27 protein-coding genes are annotated in these 26,894 nt (G+C 28.5%); 23 read left to right on the top strand and 4 right to left on the bottom strand.

Annotated features, from left to right (window positions below; all coding sequences use genetic code 11):
• The first annotated feature begins 68 nt into the window (after positions 1–68).
• The 10 genes from U8307_RS00565 to U8307_RS00520 all read left to right on the top strand — a co-directional run bounded on the left by U8307_RS00565 (position 69) and on the right by U8307_RS00520 (position 10,384).
• The gene (locus U8307_RS00565) at positions 69–2,408 is read left to right on the top strand and encodes an ATP-dependent DNA helicase (RefSeq protein WP_326909225.1); all 2,340 of its coding nucleotides are present in this window, start codon (positions 69–71) and stop codon (positions 2,406–2,408) included.
• Complete coding sequence (locus U8307_RS00560; RefSeq protein ID WP_326909223.1) at positions 2,408–3,217, top strand: aminotransferase class IV; 810 nt, start codon at positions 2,408–2,410, stop codon at positions 3,215–3,217. The genes U8307_RS00565 and U8307_RS00560 overlap by 1 nt, the downstream gene beginning before the upstream one ends.
• A 237-nt stretch (positions 3,218–3,454) precedes the next feature.
• The gene (locus U8307_RS00555; protein WP_326909221.1) at positions 3,455–4,606 is read left to right on the top strand and encodes a cysteine desulfurase family protein; all 1,152 of its coding nucleotides are present in this window, start codon (positions 3,455–3,457) and stop codon (positions 4,604–4,606) included.
• Between the two features lie 15 nt (positions 4,607–4,621).
• Positions 4,622–5,782, top strand: a complete 1,161-nt coding sequence (gene thiI, locus U8307_RS00550) for a tRNA uracil 4-sulfurtransferase ThiI (RefSeq protein WP_326909219.1) — start codon at positions 4,622–4,624, stop codon at positions 5,780–5,782.
• A 62-nt stretch (positions 5,783–5,844) separates the two neighbouring features.
• On the top strand, positions 5,845–5,988 hold the full coding sequence (locus U8307_RS00545; protein ID WP_326909217.1) for a hypothetical protein: 144 nt from the start codon (positions 5,845–5,847) through the stop codon (positions 5,986–5,988).
• Between the two features lie 339 nt (positions 5,989–6,327).
• A complete protein-coding gene (locus tag U8307_RS00540) occupies positions 6,328–7,491 on the top strand; it encodes a 3-phosphoglycerate dehydrogenase family protein (protein ID WP_326909214.1) in 1,164 nt (387 codons plus the stop codon).
• Between the two features lie 13 nt (positions 7,492–7,504).
• On the top strand, positions 7,505–7,945 hold the full coding sequence (gene rnhA / locus U8307_RS00535) for a ribonuclease HI (RefSeq protein WP_326909212.1): 441 nt from the start codon (positions 7,505–7,507) through the stop codon (positions 7,943–7,945).
• A 68-nt stretch (positions 7,946–8,013) separates the two neighbouring features.
• Positions 8,014–8,742, top strand: a complete 729-nt coding sequence (locus U8307_RS00530; RefSeq protein WP_326909209.1) for a lytic transglycosylase — start codon at positions 8,014–8,016, stop codon at positions 8,740–8,742.
• Between the two features lie 30 nt (positions 8,743–8,772).
• Positions 8,773–9,564: a patatin-like phospholipase family protein gene (locus U8307_RS00525; protein ID WP_326909207.1), complete on the top strand. Its 792-nt coding sequence runs from the start codon at positions 8,773–8,775 to the stop codon at positions 9,562–9,564.
• 145 nt (positions 9,565–9,709) lie between these two features.
• The gene (locus U8307_RS00520) at positions 9,710–10,384 is read left to right on the top strand and encodes a DUF3298 and DUF4163 domain-containing protein (protein WP_326909205.1); all 675 of its coding nucleotides are present in this window, start codon (positions 9,710–9,712) and stop codon (positions 10,382–10,384) included.
• Positions 10,385–10,444: 60 nt separating this feature from the next.
• Here U8307_RS00520 and U8307_RS00515 read toward each other — a convergent pair whose 3' ends face one another.
• Positions 10,445–10,960 (bottom strand): ferritin, encoded by a 516-nt coding sequence (locus U8307_RS00515; protein ID WP_326909203.1) that lies wholly within the window; start codon positions 10,958–10,960, stop codon positions 10,445–10,447.
• Between the two features lie 131 nt (positions 10,961–11,091).
• Here U8307_RS00515 and U8307_RS00510 point away from each other — a divergent pair, with 131 nt between their 5' ends.
• The 5 genes from U8307_RS00510 (at position 11,092) to U8307_RS00490 (ending at position 15,468) form a co-directional block, all read left to right on the top strand.
• Positions 11,092–11,982 carry a YncE family protein gene (locus U8307_RS00510; protein WP_326909201.1) on the top strand — a complete coding sequence of 297 codons (891 nt, stop codon included), beginning with the start codon at positions 11,092–11,094 and terminating at the stop codon, positions 11,980–11,982.
• Between the two features lie 198 nt (positions 11,983–12,180).
• Entirely contained in the window at positions 12,181–13,302 is a 1,122-nt protein-coding gene (locus U8307_RS00505; protein ID WP_326909198.1) for an ABC transporter ATP-binding protein, read from the top strand.
• Between the two features lie 5 nt (positions 13,303–13,307).
• The gene (locus U8307_RS00500; RefSeq protein ID WP_326911508.1) at positions 13,308–13,943 is read left to right on the top strand and encodes an ABC transporter permease; all 636 of its coding nucleotides are present in this window, start codon (positions 13,308–13,310) and stop codon (positions 13,941–13,943) included.
• Between the two features lies 1 nt (position 13,944).
• On the top strand, positions 13,945–14,532 hold the full coding sequence (locus tag U8307_RS00495) for an ABC transporter permease (RefSeq protein ID WP_326909196.1): 588 nt from the start codon (positions 13,945–13,947) through the stop codon (positions 14,530–14,532).
• An 18-nt stretch (positions 14,533–14,550) separates the two neighbouring features.
• A complete protein-coding gene (locus U8307_RS00490) occupies positions 14,551–15,468 on the top strand; it encodes a glycine betaine ABC transporter substrate-binding protein (protein ID WP_326909193.1) in 918 nt (305 codons plus the stop codon).
• 34 nt (positions 15,469–15,502) lie between these two features.
• Here the strand turns inward: U8307_RS00490 and U8307_RS00485 are convergent, their stop codons facing one another.
• Positions 15,503–16,033 (bottom strand): DUF4364 family protein, encoded by a 531-nt coding sequence (locus tag U8307_RS00485; RefSeq protein ID WP_326909191.1) that lies wholly within the window; start codon positions 16,031–16,033, stop codon positions 15,503–15,505.
• Between the two features lie 135 nt (positions 16,034–16,168).
• Here U8307_RS00485 and U8307_RS00480 point away from each other — a divergent pair, with 135 nt between their 5' ends.
• Complete coding sequence (locus U8307_RS00480; protein WP_326909189.1) at positions 16,169–17,278, top strand: polysaccharide deacetylase family protein; 1,110 nt, start codon at positions 16,169–16,171, stop codon at positions 17,276–17,278.
• Between the two features lie 166 nt (positions 17,279–17,444).
• On the top strand, positions 17,445–18,158 hold the full coding sequence (locus U8307_RS00475) for an NAD-dependent protein deacylase (RefSeq protein WP_326909188.1): 714 nt from the start codon (positions 17,445–17,447) through the stop codon (positions 18,156–18,158).
• A gap of 6 nt (positions 18,159–18,164) precedes the next feature.
• On the opposite strand, the gene dprA is transcribed toward U8307_RS00475, so the two are convergent.
• Positions 18,165–19,271, bottom strand: coding sequence for a DNA-processing protein DprA (gene dprA, locus U8307_RS00470; RefSeq protein WP_326909186.1), 1,107 nt, complete (start codon positions 19,269–19,271; stop codon positions 18,165–18,167).
• Positions 19,272–19,374: 103 nt separating this feature from the next.
• Positions 19,375–20,901 carry a YifB family Mg chelatase-like AAA ATPase gene (locus U8307_RS00465; protein WP_326909185.1) on the bottom strand — a complete coding sequence of 509 codons (1,527 nt, stop codon included), beginning with the start codon at positions 20,899–20,901 and terminating at the stop codon, positions 19,375–19,377.
• 268 nt (positions 20,902–21,169) lie between these two features.
• On the opposite strand from U8307_RS00465, the gene topA reads away from it, so the two are divergent.
• The 6 genes from topA to U8307_RS00435 all read left to right on the top strand — a co-directional run bounded on the left by topA (position 21,170) and on the right by U8307_RS00435 (position 26,872).
• Complete coding sequence (topA, locus tag U8307_RS00460; RefSeq protein WP_326909183.1) at positions 21,170–23,362, top strand: type I DNA topoisomerase; 2,193 nt, start codon at positions 21,170–21,172, stop codon at positions 23,360–23,362.
• Between the two features lie 191 nt (positions 23,363–23,553).
• Positions 23,554–24,330 carry a 30S ribosomal protein S2 gene (rpsB, locus tag U8307_RS00455; RefSeq protein WP_326909181.1) on the top strand — a complete coding sequence of 259 codons (777 nt, stop codon included), beginning with the start codon at positions 23,554–23,556 and terminating at the stop codon, positions 24,328–24,330.
• A 73-nt stretch (positions 24,331–24,403) separates the two neighbouring features.
• On the top strand, positions 24,404–25,318 hold the full coding sequence (gene tsf / locus U8307_RS00450; protein ID WP_326909179.1) for a translation elongation factor Ts: 915 nt from the start codon (positions 24,404–24,406) through the stop codon (positions 25,316–25,318).
• A gap of 91 nt (positions 25,319–25,409) precedes the next feature.
• Positions 25,410–26,123 carry a UMP kinase gene (gene pyrH, locus U8307_RS00445; RefSeq protein ID WP_326909177.1) on the top strand — a complete coding sequence of 238 codons (714 nt, stop codon included), beginning with the start codon at positions 25,410–25,412 and terminating at the stop codon, positions 26,121–26,123.
• 1 nt (position 26,124) lies between these two features.
• Complete coding sequence (gene frr, locus U8307_RS00440; protein WP_326909175.1) at positions 26,125–26,682, top strand: ribosome recycling factor; 558 nt, start codon at positions 26,125–26,127, stop codon at positions 26,680–26,682.
• A 4-nt stretch (positions 26,683–26,686) separates the two neighbouring features.
• Positions 26,687–26,872: a hypothetical protein gene (locus tag U8307_RS00435; RefSeq protein ID WP_326909173.1), complete on the top strand. Its 186-nt coding sequence runs from the start codon at positions 26,687–26,689 to the stop codon at positions 26,870–26,872.
• Positions 26,873–26,894 lie beyond the last annotated feature (22 nt).

The following is a 26,894-nucleotide window of genomic DNA, read 5'->3' as shown; positions in this document are numbered from 1 at the left end:
TTTGTTTGATATAATAAACACTGTATATTGTAGGTGTTTATTTTTTTGCTGCCTGCATAGGAGGAAAAATGGATAACATAAAACTTTCAGTAAGGGAGTTAGTAGAATTTATTTATAAAAGCGGAGATTTAAATACTTCATCAATAAGCAATGAAAGAGCCATGGAAGGAATTAAGGCACATAAATTATTACAGTCTCAAATGAGTGAGAATTACATAAGAGAATTTTTTTTAAAGCAAGAATTTGAAATAGATAATGTTTATATTGTAATAGAAGGACGAGCTGATGGCATTGTAGATGAAGATGACAAGGTTACTATTGATGAAATAAAGTCTACTTATACAGATTTAGAAAAGATTAATGAGAATTATAATAAATCACACATTGCTCAAGCAAAGTGTTATGCATATATATATGGACTTCAAAATAAAGTTGATAATTTAAATATACAATTAAGATATTTTAATATTGATTCAAAAAAAACAAAAGAATTGTATTTTAGTTATGATATTGACGAATTGAGAGCTTTTTTCTATGAAATGTTGCATATTTATGTAGATTGGGCAAAAACTATAATTTCTTTAAATAAATCAAAGGCTGCGTCAATAGATAAATTAAAATTTCCTTTTGAATCATATAGACAAGGACAAAGAGAGTTTTCCGTCGCTGTCTTTAAAACAATAAAATTGGGGCAAAACCTTTTTGCTCAAGCGCCAACAGGAGTTGGTAAGACAATATCTGTTTTATTTCCAGCTATTAAGGCAATGAATTTAAAAAAGAATTCTAAAATATTCTATTTAACAGCTAAATCATCAACGAAAACAATAGCTTTTGATACAATAAAATTAATGGTTGATAACGGTCTTAAACTTAGGACATCAATTATAACAGCTAAAGAGAAAATTTGCTTTAAAGAAGAATGTAATTGTGAGCCTGAAATTTGTGAGTATGCAAGAGGATATTACGATAAACTTAATGCACCTCTAAAAAATGCAATAAAAAATGATTTGCTTTATGATAGAGTGTATATAGAAAATTTAGCAAAGAAAAATGAAATATGTCCTTTTGAGTTAAGTTTAGACTTAAGTTATATGTCAGATATAGTAATTTGCGATTATAATTATTATTTTGATCCAAGAGTAGCATTACAAAGAGATGATGTTTTCAAAAAAAGCAATGATATATTATTGATAGATGAAGCTCATAATTTAGAAGACAGAGCTAGAAACATGTATTCACCTGAAATCGTTAAAGAAGATTTTTATAATACATATAAAATAATGAAAGAAATTAATAAAAATATAAGCAAAGACTTATATAATGTTAATAAAAAATTTATTGAATTAAAGAAGAGCATGATTGAAGTATCAGAAGTTCTAGAAGAGGAACCTAAAGACCTTATTAAATCAATAAGAAAGTTTGTCGATTCTGCAGGAAAATATATTAATAATAAAAAGGTAAATCATATTCCAGATGAACTTGTCGATATTTATTTTAAAGGTATGTTTTTTATAAAGATTTCTGAAATGTATGATGATAATTTTTGTTATTATATGGATTTATCTAAAAATAATTTTACTGTTAAAATATATTTAATAGATCCGTCTGATATATTGAATCAAGTGGAGAAACAGGCATGTTCCTCAATATTCTTTTCTGCAACATTAACACCATTAAAATATTTTAGGTATATTTTAGGAGGAGAAGAAAGTGACCTTTTGTTAAAAATAAAATCACCCTTTAAGGAAAAACATTTAAATCTTATGATAACAGGTGATATATCTATGAAATATTCATGCAGAGATTTAAATATAGAAAAAGCTTGCGAATATATTCATGCTACTATTAATGAAAAAATGGGCAATTATATGATTTTTTTTCCATCATATAACTATTTAGAAAAAGTTGTAAAGGTGTATGAAAATTGTTACAATACCAATAATATTATTGTACAAAATAAAGGAATGAATGAAGAAGAACAAATTGAGATAATTAATAGATTTAATAATTATTCAAATATTGTTCTATTTACTGTAGTTGGAGGAATTTTTTCAGAGGGAATTGATTTACCTCTAGAAAGGTTAATAGGTACAGTTATAATAGGTACAGGAATACCTCAAATTTCATTTGAAAGGAATTTAATAAAAAATTTTTTTGATAGAAAATATAATTCGGGTTTTGATTTTGCTTATAAATTTCCAGGTTTCAACAAAATACTTCAATCAGCAGGACGTGTTATTCGTACTGAAGAAGATAAAGGAGTTGTAGTATTAATAGATTCAAGATTTTGTCAATATTCATATATAAATATGTTTCCTGGGCATTGGAAACATTATAAAGAAATTTATAATGTTGATGAATTAAAAAAACAAATAAATAATTTTTGGTTTGAAAAGGAGGATGACTAATGATTAAAGTGATTTCCAATATGAATGTAGTAAATGGAAAAATTGTTTCACTAGATTATATTAATGAACTTTTAGAAAAAAATAATGTTAATATATACGAAGTAATAAGAGTTATAAATAGAAGACCTATCTTTCTAAGAGAGCATTATGACAGAATGATTAAAAGTATAAAGTTGAGTAAATTAAATTTTTCAATTAATTATAAAATTTTTAAGGAAAACATAGAATTGCTTATTAGTAAAAATGAATTTTACAATTGCAATATAAGAGTTTCATTTTATATTTCTAATGAACCAGTACTAATGATGTATTTTATAAAAAGTAGTTATCCGTCAAATGAACAATTTAAATCAGGCATATATACAGTTACGGCAAAATTGCAGAGGGATAATCCAAATATAAAGGAATATAAAATTGATTTTAAAAAAAATGTAGAAAGGATATTGAATGAATCTAATGCCTTCGAAGTAATTTTAATTAATGAAGATGATACTATTAGCGAAGGAAGCAAATCAAACATATTTTTTGTTATTAAAGAAAAACTAGTAACTTCTTTAGATAATGCTGTTCTTTTAGGTGTTACAAGAGGCAAAATTGTAGATGTATGTAATAAAAATGGAATTGTAGTAGAAAAAAGAAATATTCACTTAAACGAGTTGAAAAATTTTGATGGTGCATTTATCACTGGTACTTCTAATAATGTGCTTCCTATAAGAACTATTGATGATATTAATTATAATTCATCTGATAATCCTATCATTCAAAGGGTTTCAAAACTTTATTTAAATGAAATGAATATGGTTATATAAATAAAGTCCCAAAAACACAAAAATGGCCAGCAGGCCATAATTGTGAAGCATTAATATGCATAAAAGGGGTATTGGGAATATATTTGGTTATCGGGGGGATAACCATAGATATTATAGCAAATGTAGAAAGATTATGCAAGCATTTTTACAAACTAATTTTACTAATTTAAAGAAATTTCTCTTGAATTCGACAGTAGTATAAAAGAATGCTTATAAATTCTAGAAAAAGAGGTTAATATGGAAATTTATTTAGATAACAGTTCTACAACTAAAGTAAGACCAGAAGTATTAGAAGGAATGATTGAAATTTATGAAAAAGATTATGGAAATCCATCATCTCTTCATAGTAAGGGACTAGAGATTGAAAAAAAAATCAACACTGCAAGAATGTCAGTGGCAAAAATTATTAATGCAAAGGCAAATGAAATTTATTTTACAGGAGGAGGAACGGAAAGTAATAATATTGCGATTTTTGGTCATTTATACAATATTAATGAAAAACATAATATCATAACAACAAAAATTGAGCATCCGTCAGTTTATAATATATATAAACATTTTGAAGAAAAAATTAATGTTAAATATGTAGATACAGATAAAACAGGAAAGATTAATTTAAATGAACTTGAAAAATTAGTTGATGAAAATACTGTTCTTGTATCTTTTATATTAGTTAACAATGAATTTGGTACAATACAAGATTTAAATGAAATAACAAAGGTGGTAAAAAATAAGAATAGCAGAACTAAAATTCATGTAGATGCAATACAAGCCTATGGTAAAATTGAAATAGATATACGAAAGTATCCTGTAGATACTATGGCTTTTAGCAGTCACAAGATACACGGACCAAAGGGTGTCGGAGGATTATATATTAGCTCAGATTGTAAGATTAATTCAATAATTTTTGGTGGAAATCAAGAAAATGGAATACGTCCAGGAACAGAAAATACGCCAGGAATAGTGGGATTCGGAGTAGCGTGTGATTTAATTAATGAAGATTTCAATAAATATACAGAGAAGTTTTACTCTTTGAAAAAACTTTATTGCGATAAATTAACAAAAGAAATAGATGATATAAAAATTAACAGTCAGCTTGATAATAATGGTGCACCTCATATATTAAGTGTATCGTTTAAAGATATTAAAGGAGAAATACTCGTTCATTATTTAGAGAATGTCGGTATTTATGTTTCCACCGGATCAGCTTGTTCTTCAAAAGCTAAAAATAATTATAGAATATTAGAAGCGATAAATTTAGACAAGGATTATTTAGGTGGTACTATTAGAATAAGTTTAGGGTATTTTAATACATATGATGAGGTCGAATATGTAATAGAAAATATCAAGAAATCCGTACATGAAATAAGGGATATAATTAAATTATAATGGAAGGAAAATAATATGTATAATGTATTAGCATTAAGTTTTGGTGAAATATTTTTAAAAGGTAAAAACAGAGGTTCCTTTGAACAAAAATTAGCTGAACAAATTAAATTTGCATTAAAAGACTTTAAAAATATTAGAGTTTTTAAAGATCAAGGAAAAATTTTTGTGGAAACTCAACGAAAAGAGGATATGGATGATATAATAGAAAAAGTTAAGAAAGTTTTTGGTATAGTTTTAATTAGTCCTTCTATAAAAATTGAAAAAGATGTAGAAACAATAAAGGAAAATGTTAAGGAACTATTTGAATATATTACATCCAAAAAAGAAATTAAAACTTTTAAAATTCATACAAAGAGGAGTGATAAAAGTTTCCCTATAAAATCTATGGATTTTAGTGCTATGATTGGAGGAGAAATATTAAAAAACTTTGATAATATTAAAGTAGATGTTCACAATCCGGATTTAGAAATTTATATTGATATTAAAAGTAAATGTTATATTTCTTCTGAAAAAATTAAGACAGTTGGTGGATTACCTATCGGAACAAATGGCAAGGCATTGCTTTTACTATCTGGAGGAATAGACAGTCCAGTTGCTGGATATATGATTGCAAAACGAGGTGTTGAAGTTGATGCTCTTTACTTCCATACGTATCCCTTTACAAGTGAAAGGGCAAATGAAAAGGTAAAAAAGCTAGCAGAGTTAATAGGAGAATACTGTGGAAAAATAAAATTGTATAGCATTAATATATTAGAAATTCATAAAGCTATTAAGGAAAATTGCAAAGAAGAAGAAACAACAATATTAGCAAGACGATTCATGATGCGTATTGCTGAAAAAATAGCAAAAGAAAATGATATAGATATGCTTATAACTGGAGAGAGCTTAGGACAAGTAGCCAGTCAAACTATGAAATCTATGGCTGTTATAGAAAATGCTATAGATATTCCTATACTTAAACCATTAGTAGGATTAGATAAAACTGAAATTATAGAAATATCTAGAAATATTGGAACATATGAAACATCAATATTACCTTATGATGATTGTTGTTCAGTTTTTGCTCCTAAACATCCATTGACTAAACCAAAAATTGAAAGAATAAAAAAATCAGAAGAGAATTTAAATATAGAAGAATTAGTTAATAAAGCTTACTTTACCATGGAAATTATTTAAACTTAATCACAATATCTGAACTCTAACATATATTAAATTATAAAGTTAGAGAGGTGAATTATATGTCAGATGAAGTAAAAGCTACTGGTTTTGGTTGTTGCGATCCTTGTGATAACGACAATGATTTTTTGTTTTGGATAATAATAATAGGTGTTATTTTCTTCTTATTTGGCGGATTTGGCAGAGGATTTGGAAGAGGATACTAAGGTAAATGTAATTTAAGTACTTAAGCAATGGTCAAACATTTAATTTTAAGTGTTTGACTATTTTTTTTATTATATAGGAAAGTTCTCCTTTCCTATATAATAAAAAACGAGGATTGCAAAGGACGGAACGTCCTTGCCGTTAAGGGGGGTGCTCAGTAAAAATGCTTTAATAAAGCATTTTTACGCCGAAGGGGGACATAGGTCCCCCTAGCGGCGTTGCGAAGCAACTCTTTTTATTAAGATTTATAATAAGTATATAAGTAATTAATATTTTATTACTTGATTTTAACTATTTTACGATGTATACTATTCCTTATAATTACTAAAAGGAGACATAATATGTATAAGATAGCATTATTTAATAAAGTACCAAAAAATATTTTGAATTTACTAAAAAAGGATAAGTATGAACTAGTATTAAATCAAACCAGTAATGTTGATGGAATTGTTATGAGAAGTATGGATATACATAATATGGATTTTTCAACACGCCTTAAAGCGATTGCAAGATCAGGTGCTGGTGTAAACAATATTCCCGTTGAAAGGTGTGCAGAAGAGGGAATCGTAGTATTTAACGCTCCAGGTGCAAATGCAAATGCAGTATGCGAATTGACCTTTTTTGGTTTATTAATTAGTTCAAGAAAAGTAATTGATAGTATAGATTGGACAAGAAGTTTAAATGAAAATGTAGTGGAAAATGTTGAAAAGGGTAAGTCTCAATTTGTAGGACCTGAATTAAAAGGTAAGACTTTAGGTGTTATAGGACTTGGTAATGTAGGACATCTTGTTGCAAATTTAGGAATAAAACTAGGAATGGAAGTAATAGGTTATGACCCTTACATATCAGTTAAAAATGCACTAGGATTATCTTGGGACGTGCAGTATACAAATGATATTAATGAGTTATACAAAAGAAGTGATTATATTACTTTACATATACCATATAATGATGAAACAAAAAACTATATAAATAAAGAAAATATAGAAATAATGAAAGAAGGAGTTAAAATATTAAATTTTGCTAGAACGGGTATAATTAATGAAGATGACTTATTTAATGCTTTAGAATGTGGCAAAGTAGGATATCATGTATCGGATTTACCTAATGAAAAACTAATTAATGCAAAAAATGTTGTTTGTATACCTCACTTAGGTGGCTCAACACATGAAGCTGAAGAAAATTGTGCTGAAATGGCTGTAACTGAGTTGGTAGAGTATTTAGAAAAAGGAAACATTAGTAATTCTGTTAATTTTCCGGATTGCTCTATGGATAGATATCCTGAAAGTGATAGAATTATAGTTCTTAATAAAAATATTCCAAATATGATTAATACAATTGCAACGGTTTTAGCTAAATATAATGTAAATATAATGGGTATGGTTAATAAAAGTAATGGAGAATATGCATGTAATATAATAGATATTAAAGGAGATATAACTGAAGAACAAATAAGAGAAATGGAAAGTAGTCTTGGAATATTAAGAGTTATTTTGATAAAATAAAAAAGGTGGTAATATGAAAATTGTAAATATATATTCTGATGGTGCTTGTAGTGGAAATCCTGGACCTGGTGGATATGGTGTAATATTAGAGTATAAGGGTAAAGAGTTAGAGCTTAGTGGCGGAGAAAAAAATACTACAAATAATAAAATGGAGCTATTGGGAGTTATTAAAGGATTGGAAACACTAAAGGAACCTTGTGAAGTGACAGTTACAACTGATTCTAAATATGTTGTCGATGCTTTTAACAAAAAGTGGATAAATTCATGGCAAAAAAATAACTGGAAAAAATCCGATGGTAAACCTGTGCTAAATAAGGAATTATGGCAACGACTAATAGAGGTTGTAAATAAGCATAATGTAAAATTTGTTCATGTATTAGGGCATAACGGGCATGAATATAATGAACGATGCGATAAATTGGCTGTTTTAGAAAGAGATAAGTATAAAAATTAAGGAAACATTCATTACCTTATGAATATTATAAAATAACAAATTATATTACGTTATGAGGTGAATAAATAATGATTTATAGACAAAATCAAATTCAGAATCCATGTCAAGATAGATTTACCATGCCTTATACAGTGGTTCCAGGGGATACTTTAAATTCTATAGCTAATAGATTTGCTATTACTTTAGCTGGTTTATTAGACCTTAATCCTACATTAAGACTAAGAACATTGACAGTAGGCATGACAATATGTGTTCCAAGTGTACCAGAAAGACCGCCTTGTATAAACGGAGCATATTATGTAGTTAGAGCAAGAGACAGTTTCTACAGTATAGCACAGAGATATAATATACCTCTAAATGTTTTGTTAGAGGCAAATCCAGATGCTAATCCTTATGACCTTAAGGTTGGTCAAGAAATATGTATACCCGATGTATCAGCAACTTGTCCTTTTGGAACCATGGTGACAATAGAACAAGGTACTAGATTAAGCGATATTTTAATAACTTATAACATAAGTGTTAATGAATTGATGGCTGCTAATGTAGGCTTTAATCCAAATATTATAGAACCCGGGGCAGAATTATGTATTCCGCCTGAAACTTATCAAGAATGTGTAAGTCCAAATACTATAGAATATATTATAAGACAAAATGACAGTTTATCGACTGTTGCACAACAATTTGAAATGACACCATCGCAATTACTTATTGCAAATCCAAATTTAAGACCTGCAAACTTTTTGATTACTGGAACGAGAATTTGTATTCCTAATCCAGAGGAAGAAGTCATAGGATAAAATCAGTTTAACAAAGGAGAAGGTATAGGGATGGATAGTATTAAAAAGGTAGGAATAGTATTAGAGGGGGGAGGAGCTAAGGGGGCTTATCAAATAGGGGTTTTAAAATCATTAAAAGAACTAAATATAAAGTATGACTTTGTTGTGGGGACATCAATTGGAGCGGTTAACGGTATAGCTTATGTATTAGGAGAGTATGAGAAGTTTTCTGAAATGTGGAGTAACTTGAACTTTTCTATTGAAAATCATAATAAATCTAAACACTCTCAGCCACTCAACTTAAAGAAAATACTAAATAATATAGATGATTTTGAAAGCAAATATTTGCATAGCGAGGGTATTAATCCAGAACCCATAATTGATCTCTATAAAAAAAATATAAATGAAAATGCTGTTAGAAGTTCTAATATAATTTATGGACTTACAACATACAATTTAACTGATAAAAAAACAATGAATCTATTCATTAATGATATACCAGAGGGTTTTTTGCATGAGTTTGTTTTTGCAAGCTGTAATTTACCTATATTCACACCTAAATCAATAAATGGTAAATATTATTTAGATGGTAGCATCAACAGTAGATTACCTATTGATATGGTTGCGAAAAGAGGATGCAACATAATTATTACAGTACGCTTAAGACCAGAAGAATATGAATTTAGCAAATATAATGATGTTAAAATTATAGACATAGCTCCTGAAGTTTTTCTCAGTAATACGTTAGAAGCAAGTAGAGATAGAATTAATTGGATGATTGAAAAGGGATATGAGGATTCCAAAAAAATATTAGAAGAAAATCTTTCTTATTTATTACCTTAAATAAAAAACACTCAAATTTATGGTGACCACTTTTTTCAGAGTAGATATAGAATTTATTTCTACTCTGATTTTTTTATTTATATAAAACTATTTCATATATCATTATTATATATTTTGCATATTGTATATAAAGGAGGATATATAGATGGATTTTGTCATAATTAAAAGGGTGGTTATAGAGGATAAGTTGTATTATAATAATGAGCTATTGCTTTATTACAAAATAGAATATCCTCAGTTATTCTCAGAAAATTATCAAAGTAATTGTGTTAGAATTAATAGATATTTAAGCGAAAGAGCCTTTCGATTAGTGAAATATTGTGTTGCCATTCACTTTCAATTAGCTATAAAACACTATAGATATTCAATTGAAAGAAATATTCCTATAAGGCAATTTGAATTGTATTATGTTTATACAATAACAAATAATGAAAATAATATACTAAGTTTGTATTATGATGATTATCGGTATTTAGGTGGAGCTCATGGTATGACTGAAAGAACTTCAGACACATTTAATATAGAAACTGGAGATATAATAAAGTTATGTAGTTTATTTAATGATAATGTTGACTATGTTAGCTTAATAAAAGATTATATTAAAATGGAAATAAGATTGCAATCAGTATTAGATAATAATATGTACTTTGATGATTATGAAAAAAATGTAGATACGTATTTTAATGTTAATAACTTTTATTTAACTCCTCAGGGAATTGTAATTTATTTTCAACAATATGAAATAGCACCATATGCTGCGGGTATACCTGAATTCTTAATACCATATGAACAAGAGGAAGTAGTAAATCCTTCGTGTTAAAATAAAAAAATGAAAAGAAAATACAGCAGGACAGTAAATTCTGCTGTATTTATTTAATATTTATTCTAATACAAGGGACGGTGCGGTATAAACTCTAGCTGCTAATTCTGAATTTAACATATACAATCCTTTTGAGTCAGTTCCAAACAATTCATACTTTCTTATTAATTCTTCGGAATTTTTTTCTTCCTCTCCTTGTTCCATTACAAACCAGTCTAGGAATTGCATAGTTCGATAATCTTTAGTGTTATAAGCTGAATCATATATATTATGAATTGATTCAGTAATATATTGTTCATGTTTTAAAGATTCATCTAAAGGAATCTTATGATTTGAATATGTTGTGTTCGGTGCCTTTATTTCGCCTAAAGAGATTTTCTTTCCATTATTTTGCATATATTGCATTATGAGCATAGCATGATCTCTTTCCTCTTGTGCTTGAACTTTAAACCAATTTCCAAATCCGTCTAAACCCTCATCATAATAATAATTTGACATATCTAAGTAAAGATAAGCAGAAAATAATTCCTTATTTATCTGATCATTTAGTAAGCTAACAATTTTTTCGTTTAACATAGTTTCTCCTTTTCATAAAAATTTTAATTTATATATTATAATAATACCCTAAATATATATGTTAAAACAATTTATTATTTAATAAATCACTTCTTTAAAAGAATAACATAAAATATATGGAGGTGATTTCAATGGAAAAAGTTGTTGTAACAGGATTTAGTCAAAATAGGTATTTATTAATGTTATTAGAATTAAGCGAAAATAACTATATTTGCAATAAAGTTATTGGTTTTAGTACAACAGAAAAAATTGCAGTTCACAGCATATTAAGTTCAGGTAATATTGTATATTTAGCTGATTCATTTAATAATAAAATATACAAGTACAATTTTGACAATTATGAATTTGACGAAACTACAGTAGGAAGAGATCCCAGGCATATGTGTTTAAACAATGAGAACATGTTTGTTACTAACTTTGAATCAGATAGTATTTCTGTAATAGATTTAGAAGACTTTACACTAACAGGCTCAATTCCAGCAGATATTAAGCCTCATGATACAATTTGTAATGGAAAAATCAATAAGCTATATACTTCATGCTATGAAGAAAATAAAATATTGGAGTATGATTTAAGCAATGGCATAAAAAGGTATTTTTATACAGAAGGAAAGCCAATGCATCTTTTTTTATCAGAGAAAAATATTATTGTCATGACATACTATGTTAATGGTTGCTTATATACTAAAATTAATTTTATTAATACAGATACAGGCAAAATGGAAAAGGTTATTGATATAGAAGGTTTAATATCTAATTTTGAATTAGATATTAGAAGTGATTTGCTATATCTAATAAATATTGTAGAAAAAAGCATCTATATAATTGATGTTAAAAAAAGAGAAATTGTTAAACAAATATTCTTAGGAGGATATCCTGAAGGATTAACATTTACAGTTGATAAAATATTAGTCACTAATTCTAAAAAAAATCAAATAAACATAATAGATAAAGAAACATTAACAGTTTTAAATAATATTGATTTAAATTTTATTCCAGAATGTATAAAAGCTATTAATTGAGTTCAGTTAACTTGCATATTCTGCATAATTATAGATTAGTTACATGACGTAAATTCAGTAAAATTTAGAGAAATAATAAAACATTATTATGTAAAGTCAAAATCTGTTGAATTTAGAAACTTTACATATATGTAAAAATATGTTAAGATTATAAATAACACTAAGCAAAGAGTGTAAAATGAATGAGGATGATATTATATGATTATTTATGAAAATATAACGAAAAGATATGATGATATAACCATTATAGACAACCTGAACTTGACCATAAATGATGGAGAATTTGTAGTTCTTATTGGTCCTTCAGGTTGTGGGAAAACGACTACTTTAAAAATGGTAAATAGATTAATTAAATTTAATAAAGGTAAGATATACATAGATGATAAAAATATAAAAGATATAAATCCTGTTGAACTTCGCAGAAAAATTGGTTATGTAATCCAACAAATTGGATTGTTTCCAAATATGACTATAGAAGAAAATATTGCAGTTGTGCCTAAATTATTAAAATGGAGCAAAGAAAAACGAAATAAAAGAGTTAGAGAATTATTAGAGATGGTTAATTTACCATATGAAGAAAATGCTAAGAAGTATCCTAATGAATTAAGTGGTGGCCAACAGCAACGTATTGGTGTACTAAGGGCCTTAGCTGCAGGACCTCCTATAATATTGATGGACGAGCCTTTTGGAGCTTTAGACCCTATTAGCAGAGACAGTCTTCAGGATGAATTAAAAAATTTACAAAAAAAGCTACATAAAACTATAATTTTTGTTACTCATGATATGGATGAAGCGGTAAAATTAGCAGATAGAATTGTATTCATGGCAGAAGGTAAAATTTTACAAGCAGCATCTCCTGAAGATATGCTTAATAAACCAGCACATCCATTAATAAGTAAGTTTATGGGTAAACTTTCTTATTCTCGTAGTGGTAATGACTTAACATGTTCAGATGTTATGAAGGAAAGGGTTTTAACTGTTTCAGCAACTAAAAAAACCCTTGAGTGCATTGAACTTATGAAGCAAAAAGAATTAAATTCAGCTATCATAGTTGATGACAACGATAAGTTTGAAGGTATTGTTACTATTGAATGTATACGGGAATCAGGAAAACCTGGTGAGATGATTTCTAAAATAGTAAATAGTGATGTACCTACGGTTTTAATAAATACTAACGCTAAAGACGCTTTTGAAAAACTTATAGAAATAAAGGCTGACTATTTAGTAGTTTTAAATAGAAATAAAACAGTAGCTGGCATTATAACACGAACTAGTATGACTAAAGCTTTAGCTAGTGTAGTTTGGGGTGAAGAAAATTGAATAAAATATTAGAATTTTTAGAAAGATATGGAGATATGCTTATTAAAGCAATTTTGGTGCACCTCCAATATGTTTTTATTTCTGTAGGTATAGGATTTATTATAGCACTTATCTTAGGGATATTTTTATCTAGATTTAATAAACTTTCAAAGATAATTATTCCCATATTAGGTGTGTTTCAAACGATACCAGGATTAGTTTTTATAGGAATTCTCTTTATATATTTGGGAATGAATCCTATAACAGTAATTATAGCTCTTACAATATATGCAATATTCCCAATATTAAAAAATACCTACACAGGTATTTTAGATGTAGACAAGAGTTTGAAAGAAGCTGCTAAAGGTTGTGGAATGAATAATATGCAAATTTTATTTAAAGTAGAATTACCCCTTGCTATGAGTTCTATTTTTAGTGGTCTTCGAATGGCAACAATTTATACAGTTAGTTGGGCAGTATTGACAGCAATGATTGGACTAGGAGGTCTAGGGGAATTTGTTTATAGAGGAATCGAAACTAATAATCAAGCTTTAATTATTGGTGGTGCGCTGCCATCAGCTATTTTAGCAATGTGTCTTGGATATTTAATTGATTTACTTCAAAACAAAATTACGCCTCGTGGTCTGAAAGGAGAGAAGTAATTTGAAACTAGATAAAGTTTTTGAACATTTATATTTAGTTGCTATGGCGAGCTTATTTGCTACAATGATTGGTTTAATACTAGGTGTTATTTGTTATTTATTTAAACCAACAAGAAAAATTATTCTATGGGTAGTTGATTTATTGCAAACTATTCCTGCATTAGCTTTACTTGGACTAATAATGATTGCATTTGGAGCAACTGGAACAACAGTTATAGTGGGCTTAATGCTTTATTCTTTACTGCCAATCGTAAGAAATACATATGTTGGATTAGAAAATATTGCCCCAGGTGTAAAAGAAGCTGCTAAAGGAATGGGTATGACTAAAATACAAAGATTGTTTAAAGTAGAGTTACCGTTAGCTTTTCCGATGGTTTTTACTGGTATTAGAATAGCTGTAGTAACATCTATTGGAACTGCTGTATTTGGAGCTATTGTAGGAGGCGGAGGTCTTGGATCAATAATTAATAGAGCAATACTAATCCAAGACATGGAGACTTTAATTCAAGCTACTATAACACTTATGATAATGGCTGTAGCTTTTGATATTGGAATGGGATTTATAGAAAATAAACTTAAAGCTAGATAAAAAAATGGAGGATATAAAATGAAAAAAAACATTAGTTTACTTTTAATAACAATTTTGTTAATTGTAACAGTTGTAGCGTGTAGCAATGGTGGAGATGAAAATACTGAAATAGTATTACTTAGTGGACATTTTTCTGAAATTGAAATTTTGATGCAAATGGCAGGAATTTTAATTGAAGAAAATACGGATTTAGATGTGAAATTCCATGATTCAATGCAAACGGTTTCTGGAGCAAATGCAAATCAATCCAAAGAAGTTGATTTATTTGTATCATATGATGGTACACATTTAACAACTTTATTAGGCTTGGATACAGTAGATGTACCTGAAGGAGAAGAACTCTTTGATTGGGTAAAAAAGAAAGGCTCTGAAGAATTAGGACTTACATTAACAGATAAATTTGGTTTTGAAAATACTTATGCTATAGCAGTTAGAAGAGAATTTGCAGAAAAAAATAATATTGTTACAATTAGCGATTTAGTACCATATACAAAGGATTTGATATTTGGAGCAGAACATGAATTTTTTGATGAGGAAGCTTCAATGCGTTTTGAACCATTTAATGAAAAGTATGGAATTGAATGGGCAGATAGTAAGTCTATAGATATAGGTCTTAAATATGCAGCTATGGATAATAATAATATTGATGTTACCATGGCTTACTCAACGGATGGATTAATAAAAAAATCTAATTTAATTGTTTTGGAAGATGATAAGTCTTTCTTCCCACAATATTATGGAGCATACCAAATTAGAGACACTCTTTTTGAAGAATATGAAGAAACTGCACCTAATCTACAAGAAGTGTTAAATAGTTTATCAGATAAAATCAATAATGAAACAATGACAGAGTTAAATTACTTAGTAGATGTTGAGGGACAAGATCCTTATGATGTAGCAAAACAATTTTTAGTTCAAATAGGCTTATCTAAATAAATAATTAAAAAACCCCACTAGTGGGGTTTTTTAATTATATAAGTGAATCTGAAGTCAACGTATTTATTATTTTACCGAAAATTTCTTCAGGATTTGAATCCCATTTTTTACAGATATTTTTTGCTAAATTTTCTGTGGGAACATTTATACTGAGATTAAATATTACGGATTCGTTTTCAGTAACTTGAAGAGATACAATATATTCGTCGTCTTTTCTTTTATAATAGTGACCAAGTAATTCTCTTTGCTTTTTTATTTCTTTTTTCAAATGTGAATAATTTAAATTTACATCTTCTATAAAATATTCTGGTAGTTTGTCTCCAAACATTTCTAGAACTGCTTTACCTGCATCTGAAATAGAGTAGTATTCATTACCATTCTTTGAATAAAGCTCAATAAATTTAGAATCACACAAGTCACTTAGCATTAGTTGTAAAGTGAAATAATCCATATTGTTATGTTCTAAGGTATAATTCGTCAATTCGTTGTTAGTAAGAGGAAGATTAATGTAGTCTATAATATATAACAGTTTTAATTTATCTTGTGCAATTTTGCCATTTCCCAATTTTAATACCTCCAGATATTTTATCTTATTATATCAAAAATTAAAATAATAACAATAAAAATTGAAAATTATGTAAGTAGACTTTTTCTTAATATTATTATAAAATATATTTAAGTAAAAATAAAGGGGAATTAAATGAAAAAAAGATTTTTTAAAATTTTAACTTTAATTGCAGTTGTTGTTTTATTCACAGGCTGTGGTGTTGATGATAAACCTACTATAGAAGAAGATAATCAACATGAAGATGTACCTACTAATAAGGAAAATGAAGCTGAAAATGAAGATTCTAAAGATGAAAAAAATGAAGAAATTATTACTGAAGAAGAACAGAATCCAATAGACTCAATAGATTTAACGAAAGAACCTAATGAGTTAGGAGAGATTATGATTCTTATGTATCACGGTATAGGTGAGGAAGAAACAGTGTGGCAAAGAACTGCTGCTAATTTTCGCAAGGATTTGGAATATATGTATAAAAATGGATATCGTATGATAAGTTTAAATGATTATGCAAAAGGAGAAATATATACAGAAGAAGGATATACTCCGATTATTTTGACTTTTGATGATGGAAGACAAAATAATTTTAATTTAATAGAAGAAAATGGCGAAATGGTTATAGATTCGAATTGTGCTGTAGGTATTTTAGAAGAATTTAAATCTAAATATCCAGATTTCAATGTAACAGCTAGTTTTTTTCTTGGAACAAATCCATTTGGACAAATTGATTATGCTGAGCAAAAACTTAACTGGTTAATTGAAAATGATTATGACATAGGAAATCATACCTATAGCCATAATAAAATGGAACTTTTAACAGGAGAGGAAATACAAGCAGAAATTGGCTCAGTTAACAATATCATTGGAGAATATATTTCAGATTATTCAGTAGAAACTTTAGCATTGCCTCATGGTAGTAATCCTAATGATGAATTTATTAATGACATGTTAGAAGGAGAATATGAAGGTAATAGTTATAAAACGGTAGCTGTTTTAGATGTAGGTTGGAGACCTGCATACTCACCTTTTGATACATTAACTGATTTTAAAAGTTTATATCGAGTAACAGCAAGTGAAATAGATGTTGATGGTTGTGGAATGTATGATTATTTTAAACAGTTTGAAGAAAATAAAAGAGAAAGATTTATTAGTGATGGATTTTCAGAGGTAATAACAATTCCTGAAAGACACAAAGAATATTTAAATATGGATATGGTAGGAGACATGCTAGTAAATATATATTAATAATATTAAAGAAATGGTATTCAATATTATTTGGAAAAATTACTAAAATGATAATTTTCTTAGAAGGGGAAATTATCATTTTTTTATTTATTAACTTTGCATTTTTGAAATTATGGTATACTATATAAATATAAAAAATTATTTTAATTAAGATAAGGGGAGAATTATGAAATCAAAATTTCAAGAATTAATTTCAAAAAGTGAAAATATAGTTTTTTTTGGAGGAGCGGGAGTATCCACTGAAAGTGGCATTCCAGATTTTCGAAGTGTGGATGGTTTATATAATCAAAAATATGATTATCCACCAGAAATAATTTTATCCCATAGATTCTTTGTAAATAATATTGATAATTTTTATGATTTTTATAGAGATAAAATGTTATGTTTAGATGCTAAACCAAACACGACTCATATAAAACTTGCAAAACTTGAAAAAATGGGGAAGTTAAAAGCCATTATAACTCAAAATATAGATGGACTTCATCAAATAGCAGGTAGTAAAAATGTTTTAGAGCTTCATGGGTCAGTACATCGTAATTATTGTACAAAATGTAATAAATTTTATAATGTTGAAACAATTATTAATAGTAATAAAGTACCTGAATGTGATTGTGGAGGTATAATTAAACCTGATGTAGTGCTTTATGATGAAGTTCTTAATAGCGATGTTTTAGAAAAATCAGTTAAATATATAGAGAATGCAGATGTTTTAATAGTTGGAGGTACTTCTCTTGTTGTTTATCCAGCAGCAGGATTGCTTAATTATTATAGAGGAAATAAATTAGTACTCATTAATAAATCAATAACATCTATGGATAAAAAAGCAAATCTAGTAATAAATGATAGTATAGGAAAAGTATTTGAAGAATTGCAATTATAGATATGTTTAGCTTAAATCAGCTAATCTATATTTATTACCAGTTAACTGTAATACAATACCTTTCATTTCTAGCATTGTTATAGTACTTAATATATCATTAGTTGATATATTTGTACTATTATTTATATCAAATATTGTTTTTTCACCTGATTTGAGAGAGTCTATTATTTTTATTTCATTTTCATTTAAATTATTATAAAAGATTTTATTTTTACAACTAATTAGATTTTTTAACTCTAAAATTTCTTCTATTATATCGTCTAAACATGTGGTAATTTTAGCTCCGTCTTTAATTAATGCATTAGTTCCTTTGCTGTATAAACTATCAATGTTACCTGGAACTGCAAATATATCCTTACCTTGATTGGCCGCGTGACTAACAGTTATAAGGGTACCGCTTTTTTCTTGAGCTTCAATTACTAAAACACCATCTGATAATCCACTAATAATTCTATTTCGAATTGGAAAGTTAGCAGGCATGGGTTTCATATCAAAGGGGAATTCAGTTATAATAACTCCATCATTTTTTAAAATTTCATTGTATAGTTCTTCGTTTTTTTTCGGATAAATGACATTAATTCCACATCCAATTATTCCAATAGTTTTAGCATTATATTTTAGTGCATTTTTGTGAGCGATAGTATCAATACCGGTTGCCAATCCACTTACTATGGTTACTCCTAATTCAGATAGTTCTTTAGTAAATTTACCAGCCACCCATTTACCATAGTTTGTTGCTTTACGTGAGCCTATTACAGCAATAGATAAATTATTCGCGCAATTTAAATTCCCCTTATAATATAAAATATAAGGTGCACCATTGATATTTCTAAGTTTCTTAGGATAAGCTAAATCAAAATAAGTAATAATCTTTGCATTTTGTTCTTCTAGTTTTTTAATTAATTTATACTCAAAATTATCCTTTTTTTTAATTAATTCATTAATAATTTTAAAATCTAAAATATTTAAATTATGTCTTTCTTCTTCGAAATTGTACCACAACTCTTTAGGACTACCAAAGTATTCAAGAAGTTTTTCGATTTTTCCATTGCCTACACCATTGACAGAGTTGAGCCAAGCTAATGCTATTTGGTTAGCATTTAATTTATCCATAGTTTCCTCCGAATAATTATAACTTTAACTCCAATATTAATTTCAATTTATACATATTTACATCTTACATATAAAGTTAACACAATTTTTTTTGATTGTTATATTAATTCCAATATTTTCTGTCTAAACTCCTATATTGAATGGCTTCTGCAATATGCTTTGTTTCAATACTGTCACTGCATTCTAAGTCAGCTATTGTTCTAGAAACCTTAAGTATTTTATTATATGCTCTAGCACTTAAACCTAAAACTTCAAATGCATTTTTTAAAAGTAATTCTGATTCTTTGTTCACAATACAATATTTTAATATATGTTTACCACTTAGTTCGGAGTTTGTCATAATTCCAATACTCTTATATCTTTTTTGTTGAATGTTCCTTGTTCTAATTATCCTATTTTTTATTGATTCGGATGATTCCTCAAGTCTAGTATCTTTTAAATCATCATATTTTACAGGAAAGACCTCTAATTGAATATCTACACGATTTAATAAAGGACCAGATATCTTACTTAGATATTTGTCTATTTGTCCTTGATTGCAGGAACATTCATGAGTTGGGTCCCCTAAATAACCGCAAGGACAGGGGTTCATAGATGCTACCATCATGAACTTGGCAGGAAATGTAAAGGAACCATTTGCTCTAGAGATGGATATGTTTCCATCTTCCATAGGTTGTCTTAATACTTCAAGTACGTTTTTAGGAAATTCAGGTATTTCATCAAGAAATAAAACACCGTAATGAGCCAAAGATACCTCTCCTGGACTAGGTTTACTACCTCCTCCGGCCATAGCTACCCGAGATGAAGTGTGATGAGGTGAACGGAAAGGACGCTTTTTAATTAACCCTTTTTTGTTTAGCAAACCTGATATGCTATATATTTTAGTAACTTCCATTGATTCTTCTAATGTTAAATCAGGAAGAATTGTTGGTATACGTCTGGCTATCATTGTTTTACCTGAGCCTGGGCTTCCAAGAAGCAAAAGGTTGTGCGCACCTGCAGCAGCGATTTCTACAGCTCTTTTCATGGCAGGTTGTCCTTTAATGTCTGAAAAATCTTCGGTAAAGCTATCTATATTTGTTATAGAGTCATAAGTTATATGATAAGAATCAATTAATAATTTATCGTTTAAGTAATCTACTAAGTCATTTAAATTTTCTACTGGTATAATTTCAATTTTTTCAATTACACCACATTCCTCTTTATTATCCATAGGAATTATTATTCTTTCAAAATTGTTTTTAAGCATTGAAATTGTCATTGGTAAGGCTCCATCTATAGCAGTTATTTTACCATCTAAAGAAAGCTCTCCAATAATACAAGTTTTTTCATCTATTTTATTTTTTATTATTTTACTAGCAGTTAAGATTCCTATTGCAATAGGTAGGTCGATTTGGCTCCCTTCCTTTTTTAAATTTGCAGGAGCTAAATTAACAGTAATTCTGCTGACAGGGAATTTAAAACCACTGTTTTTTATAGCAGAACGTACTCTTTCTTTGGATTCTCTAATCGAAATATCAGGAAGTCCTACAATTGTAAAGTTTGGCAATCCTCCTGACAAATCTGTTTCAACATCAATTTCATAACCGTTGAGACCACATAAAACACATGTTTTTACTTTTGAAAGCATATATCCTCCAATAGACCACAATATAAGTAGAAAACGTTTCTTCCGATAATTATATAATATTTCTACAAAAATTTCAACACACTAATGGAATTATTTAACAATTTAATATATTTGACATATTTATAAGTTAAATAAAGTTACATTGATTGTATAATTTTAAACAGCACCTATTGACAAATAAAAAAATGTATTATAAGGTATACCATATTGATAAGCTAATATTAAAATATAAATAATAGCATAGAAGCAACAGGTATTGGAGGAAGTAATGAAAAATTTAGTTATAGTAGAATCACCGGCAAAGGCTAAAACAATAGGGAAATTTTTGGGAAAAAACTATACTGTAAAAGCTTCTGTAGGACATGTTCGCGATTTGCCAAAAAGTAAGTTGGGAATTGATATTGATAATAACTTTGAACCTAATTATATAACTATTAGAGGCAAGGGTGATGTAATAAAAGAATTAAAAAAGGAAGCTAAAAAAGCAGACAACGTATTTTTAGCAACTGACCCAGATAGAGAAGGTGAGGCTATATCATGGCATCTAGCTAACATTTTAAAATTAGATGATAGCAAAGATATTAGAATAGAATTTAATGAAATAACAAAGGATGCTATAAAAAAGGCTAGTAAAAATCCGAGAAAAATAAATCTTAATGTAGTTGATGCACAACAGGCAAGGCGTATGCTTGATAGACTAGTTGGTTACAATATAAGTCCGTTATTATGGAAAAAGATTGAAAAAGGTTTAAGTGCAGGAAGAGTTCAATCAGTGGCGTTAAAGTTAGTAATTGATAAAGAAAGACAAATTATTGACTTTAAACCAGAGGAATATTGGTCATTAGATTTAGAATTAAAAAAAGAAAGAAAAAAAATAGTTGCAAAATATATTGGAAAAATTATTAATGAGAAAATTAGTAAGGGTAAAATAAATAATGAAGAAGAAGTAAATGCAATTATAAGTAGCATAGATGAAAAAACAATACCTGTTTATAAGATAAATAAAACAAAGAGTCATTCAAGGCCGAGTGCACCTTTTACAACTAGTAGTCTACAACAAGAAGCAAATAGGAAGTTAAACTTTACAGCTAGGAAAACAATGATGTTAGCACAACAACTTTATGAAGGAATTAGCATAAAGGGTGAAGGAAGTGTTGGACTTGTAACTTATATCAGAACTGATTCAAATAGATTGTCAGATGAGGCTATGTCAAGTGTAAAAGATTATATATTATCTAACTATGGTGAAAAATACTTTAAAAGCAGAGTATTTACAAAATCTAAGAAGAATGAAAGTAAGGTGCAGGATGCTCATGAAGCTATCAGGCCTACATCAGTATTAAGAAGTCCAGAAAGTATTAAGGATAATCTTAGTAACGATCAGTTCAAATTATATAGTTTAATTTGGAAAAGATTTGTTGCATGTCAGATGACAGATGCAATATATGATGTAACAAAGGTTATTTTAAATAGTAATAATAATATTTTTGAAATAAATGGAAGAATTCTTGCATTTAATGGATATAAGGCTGTTTACAATTATAAAGATGGCTCCGAAGATAAAATACTACCTGATATAGGAGAACAAGATAAATTAGAAATTATAAAAATTAATCCTGAACAACATTTTACTCAACCTCCTGCAAGATATACAGAGGCAAGTTTAATTAAGGATTTAGAAGAAAAAGGAATTGGAAGACCAAGCACATATGCTCCTACCATTTCCACCATTACTAATAGAGATTATGTTATAAAGGACAAGGGAAATCTTCTTCCCACCGATATGGGGTTTCTTGTTACAGAAATGATGGAAAAATATTTTCCTGAAATTATTAATGAGAAGTTTACTGCTGAAATGGAAGATAATTTAGACGAAATTGCTACGGGCAAAACTGATTGGCACGATGTAATTAAAAATTTTTATAAAGATTTTAAATCCTATCTTGATATAGCAGAAAAAGAAATGGAAAAGATAGAAATAAAAGATGAAGTAAGTGATGTGCAATGTGAAAATTGCGGAGAATACATGGTAGTTAAAAAGGGGAGATACGGAAAGTTTTTAGCATGTCCTAATTATCCAGAGTGCAAAAATACTAAACCACTTAAGGAAAAGGAAGCAGCAGAAGAAACAAATGAAACATGTGAAAAATGTGGGTCTAAAATGCTAAAAAGAAAAGGAAGATATGGAGATTTTTTAGCTTGCTCAAATTATCCGGAATGTAAGAATACGAAACCTATAGTGAAGGAATTAGATGTTGATTGTCCACAATGTGGCCATAAACTAGCTATTAAGTATTCTAAGGCTGGGAGAAGATTTTTTGGTTGCACTAATTATCCTGACTGTAATTTTTTATCATGGTATGAGCCAACTAATGAAAAATGCAAAAACTGCGGAAGTATGATGGTATTAAAAAATAATAAAGCAACATGTACAAATAAAAATTGCAGTAGTAAAGAATAATAAATAATTTATATTGTAAAAATATTAAAATAATATTAATAAAATATAAAAATTAATATTGCCAAAGGAATTATGCTATGATATACTAATCTTAATTACGCACAGATTTAGATCATGCGAGAGTTGTGCCGAAAGGTCTTTTGCTTGAGATGATATTTCTGGAGGTAAAAACAAAAGGAGGAAAATTATTTATGGCAATACTTAACATGAAAAAATTGCTAGAAGCAGGTGTTCATTTTGGTCACCAAACAAGAAGATGGAACCCTAAAATGGCAGAGTATATCTTTACAGAAAGAAATGGTATCTATATAATTGACTTGGCAAAAACAAGCGGTAAAATAGATAAAGCATATGAATTTGTTAAAGAACTTTCTGCAAATGGTGAAGAAATTTTGTTTGTTGGAACAAAAAAACAAGCTCAAGAATCTACTAGATTAGAAGCTAGTAGATGTGGCATGCATTATGTAAGTCAAAGATGGCTTGGAGGTATGTTAACTAACTATAGTACTATAAGAAAGAGAATTGACAGATTAAACAAATTAAAGGCTATGGAAGAAGATGGAACATTCGAACTTCTTACAAAAAAGGAAGTAATTAAGTTGAGAAATGAAGCTGAAAGACTTGAAAAGTTTTTAGGTGGAATTAAGAACATGGAAAAAGTTCCTGGTGCTTTATTTATTGTAGATCCACGTAAAGAAAGAATAGCTGTCCAAGAAGCTAAAATATTAGGAATTCCTATTATAGCAATAGTTGATACTAACTGCGATCCAGATGAAATAGATTACGTTATTCCTGGTAATGATGATGCTATTAGAGCTGTTAAACTATTAACTGCTACTATGGCTGACGCTGTTTTAGAAGGAAAACAAGGTGTTCAAATGGAAGAAGAGCCTAAGGATGCAATAACAGAAGAAGAATTCGAAAAAGTAGAAGAAACAACAGAAACAACAGAAACAGTAGAAAAATAGATAAAAAAAATAAAGTAAGGGGTTAGGAAATTTTTCCTTACACCTTGCTTTTTTAAATTTTGGAGGTAATTAAATGGAAATAACAGCTTCAATGGTAAAAGAACTTAGAGAAAGAACTAATGCAGGCATGATGGACTGCAAAAAAGCTTTAAAAGAAGTAAATGGAGATATAGAAAAGGCTGTAGACGTATTGAGAGAAAAAGGTCTTTCACAAGCAGCTAAAAAATCTGGAAGAGTTGCGGCAGAAGGATTATCTACTGCTATAGTTTCAGAAGACGGTAAGAAGGGAACTGTAATAGAGGTTAACTCTGAAACAGACTTTGTTGCTAAAAATGAAGAATTTAAATTGTTTGTAGAAGAACTAGCACAAATAGTAATAAAAAATGATTATACAGATGTAGAAACTTTAAAAGCAGCTGTATTAACGGATGGAAAAACTGTTCAAGAAGTATTAACAGAAAAAATTGCAAGAATAGGCGAAAATATGTCAATTCGAAGATTTGCAACAGAACAAGTTTCTAATGGTGCTGTTGTATCTTATATTCATGGTGGTGGTAAAATTTCTGTTATTGTTGCTTTAGAATCTGAAGGAGATAAGTCTGCTCTTGAAGAACTAGGAAAAGATTTAGCAATGCAAGTTGCAGCAATGAATCCAAAATATATATCTAGAGATGATGTTGATAAAGATTTCATAGCACATGAGAGGGAAATTCTTATAGCACAAGCATTGAATGAAGGAAAACCACAAAATATAGTTGAAAAAATGGTTGAAGGAAGACTTAATAAAGAGCTTAAAGAAGTATGTTTATTAGAGCAAATTTTTGTTAAGGATTCAGATTTAACAGTTAAAAAAGTAATAAGTAATACTGCAGCAAAGATAGGAAAAGACATCAAGATTGCTGGAGTACAGAGATTTGAAGTAGGTGCAGGGTTAGAAAAGAAAGAAGAAAACTTTGCAGATGAAGTAGCAAAACAAATCGGTCTATAATCCTGAAAAAGAATAATCTTTATCAAGGAAAAATAAATGGAGAACTGCATGGTTCTCCATTAATTAAAATAAGAGTGTTCAGGAGGGTAAAATGGACTGTAAATATAAGAGAATAATTTTAAAAATAAGCGGTGAAGCGTTGTCTGGGGGTGCTGGCCATGGTATAAGTGAAGAAATAATCACTAGAATCTCCTATGTAATTAAGAAAATAAGCAGTTTAGGTGTAGAAGTAGCTATCGTAGTTGGTGGCGGAAACTTCTGGAGAGGCGCTAGTGCTAAAGATATGGATAGAACTACCTCAGATTATATGGGCATGCTAGGAACTATAATAAACAGTTTGGCATTTCAAGATGCTCTTGAAAAAATTGATGTTGAAACCAGAGTTCAAACAGCAATAGAAATGAGACAAATTGCAGAGCCTTATATTCGTAGAAAAGCTGTGAGACATTTGGAAAAAGGTAGAGTTGTAATTTTTTCCGGTGGTTCAGGTAACCCTTATTTTTCTACAGATACAACTGCAGCGCTTAGAGCAGCAGAAATCAATGCAGACATAATACTCCTTGCTAAAAATGGTGTAGATGGCGTTTATAGTGATGATCCAAAGAAAAATCCAGATTCAATAAAATATGAAGAACTCAAATATATTGATGTTCTGAATAAAGGACTTAAGATAATGGACTCAACTGCAACATCATTATGTATGGATAATAAAATTCCTATTCTAGTTTTTGGTATTGAGAATCCGGAAAATATTGAAAAAATTGTTACAGGAGATAGTATAGGAACAATAATTAAGGAGGTATAATATGTATAAAGAATTAATTTCACAATCTAAAGAAAGTATGGGTAAATCTATTAATTTTCTTAAGGAAGATTTGGCGTCTATTAGAGCAGGAAAGGCTAACCCAAAACTCGTTGATAAAATTCAAGTAAGTTATTATGGTACTATGACCCCTTTAAATCAAATTGCTAATATATCAGTACCTGAGCCTAGAACTATATTAATTCAACCATGGGATGGAAATGCATTAAAAGAAATAGAAAAAGCTATCATGTCATCTGATTTAGGTATTAATCCTTCAAATGATGGTAAAATCATTAGACTTGTAATTCCACAATTAACTGAAGAAAGAAGAAGGGAACTTTTAAAATTAGTTAAAAAAGAAACTGAAAATGCAAAAATTGCAATTAGGAATATAAGAAGAGATGCTAATGATGAATTTAAAAAAATGGAAAAAGAAAGCCAAATCACTAAAGACGATCATAAAAAGGCAGAAACTGAAATCCAAAAGGTAACTGATGAATTTATTGGTCAAATAGACGATATATATAAAAGTAAAGAAAAAGAAATATTAGAGGTTTGATTTAATGGATAATGTACTTGGTTATCCATTAAGAGAAGCTTTAAAATTTATTGAAGAGAAAAATAGTAAAATAATTAAAATTATAAAAATTACAGGAACAAACAAAAAGTTTAATGATTTACATAAACCATATGTTATTAGAGAAAATTCTAATAACAATTATGTTACATTGTTTGTATCTTATTATTAGTCTGTAGTACAGGCTTGTGAAT

The organism is Sedimentibacter sp. MB31-C6 (assembly GCF_035934735.1).
In the GTDB taxonomy this organism is placed as follows: Bacteria; Bacillota; Clostridia; order Tissierellales; family Sedimentibacteraceae; genus Sedimentibacter.
This window is presented reverse-complemented; position numbering and strand designations above follow the sequence as displayed.

Bases quoted from the DNA above. Each gene is read 5' to 3' on its own strand.
- U8307_RS00510 (WP_326909201.1), top strand. From the start codon at position 11,092: ATGGAAAAAGTTGTTGTAACAGGATTTAGTCAAAATAGGTATTTATTA.
- rnhA (WP_326909212.1), top strand. From the start codon at position 7,505: ATGAAAATTGTAAATATATATTCTGATGGTGCTTGTAGTGGAAATCCT.
- U8307_RS00560 (WP_326909223.1), top strand. From the start codon at position 2,408: ATGATTAAAGTGATTTCCAATATGAATGTAGTAAATGGAAAAATTGTT.
- rpsB (WP_326909181.1), top strand. From the start codon at position 23,554: ATGGCAATACTTAACATGAAAAAATTGCTAGAAGCAGGTGTTCATTTT.
- U8307_RS00490 (WP_326909193.1), top strand. From the start codon at position 14,551: ATGAAAAAAAACATTAGTTTACTTTTAATAACAATTTTGTTAATTGTA.
- U8307_RS00475 (WP_326909188.1), top strand. From the start codon at position 17,445: ATGAAATCAAAATTTCAAGAATTAATTTCAAAAAGTGAAAATATAGTT.
- dprA (WP_326909186.1), bottom strand. From the start codon at position 19,271: ATGGATAAATTAAATGCTAACCAAATAGCATTAGCTTGGCTCAACTCT.
- U8307_RS00530 (WP_326909209.1), top strand. From the start codon at position 8,014: ATGATTTATAGACAAAATCAAATTCAGAATCCATGTCAAGATAGATTT.
- U8307_RS00540 (WP_326909214.1), top strand. From the start codon at position 6,328: ATGTATAAGATAGCATTATTTAATAAAGTACCAAAAAATATTTTGAAT.
- U8307_RS00520 (WP_326909205.1), top strand. From the start codon at position 9,710: ATGGATTTTGTCATAATTAAAAGGGTGGTTATAGAGGATAAGTTGTAT.
- pyrH (WP_326909177.1), top strand. From the start codon at position 25,410: ATGGACTGTAAATATAAGAGAATAATTTTAAAAATAAGCGGTGAAGCG.
- tsf (WP_326909179.1), top strand. From the start codon at position 24,404: ATGGAAATAACAGCTTCAATGGTAAAAGAACTTAGAGAAAGAACTAAT.
- U8307_RS00515 (WP_326909203.1), bottom strand. From the start codon at position 10,960: ATGTTAAACGAAAAAATTGTTAGCTTACTAAATGATCAGATAAATAAG.
- U8307_RS00505 (WP_326909198.1), top strand. From the start codon at position 12,181: ATGATTATTTATGAAAATATAACGAAAAGATATGATGATATAACCATT.
- U8307_RS00555 (WP_326909221.1), top strand. From the start codon at position 3,455: ATGGAAATTTATTTAGATAACAGTTCTACAACTAAAGTAAGACCAGAA.
- frr (WP_326909175.1), top strand. From the start codon at position 26,125: ATGTATAAAGAATTAATTTCACAATCTAAAGAAAGTATGGGTAAATCT.
- U8307_RS00480 (WP_326909189.1), top strand. From the start codon at position 16,169: ATGAAAAAAAGATTTTTTAAAATTTTAACTTTAATTGCAGTTGTTGTT.
- U8307_RS00435 (WP_326909173.1), top strand. From the start codon at position 26,687: ATGGATAATGTACTTGGTTATCCATTAAGAGAAGCTTTAAAATTTATT.
- U8307_RS00565 (WP_326909225.1), top strand. From the start codon at position 69: ATGGATAACATAAAACTTTCAGTAAGGGAGTTAGTAGAATTTATTTAT.
- U8307_RS00545 (WP_326909217.1), top strand. From the start codon at position 5,845: ATGTCAGATGAAGTAAAAGCTACTGGTTTTGGTTGTTGCGATCCTTGT.
- U8307_RS00525 (WP_326909207.1), top strand. From the start codon at position 8,773: ATGGATAGTATTAAAAAGGTAGGAATAGTATTAGAGGGGGGAGGAGCT.
- thiI (WP_326909219.1), top strand. From the start codon at position 4,622: ATGTATAATGTATTAGCATTAAGTTTTGGTGAAATATTTTTAAAAGGT.
- topA (WP_326909183.1), top strand. From the start codon at position 21,170: ATGAAAAATTTAGTTATAGTAGAATCACCGGCAAAGGCTAAAACAATA.
- U8307_RS00465 (WP_326909185.1), bottom strand. From the start codon at position 20,901: ATGCTTTCAAAAGTAAAAACATGTGTTTTATGTGGTCTCAACGGTTAT.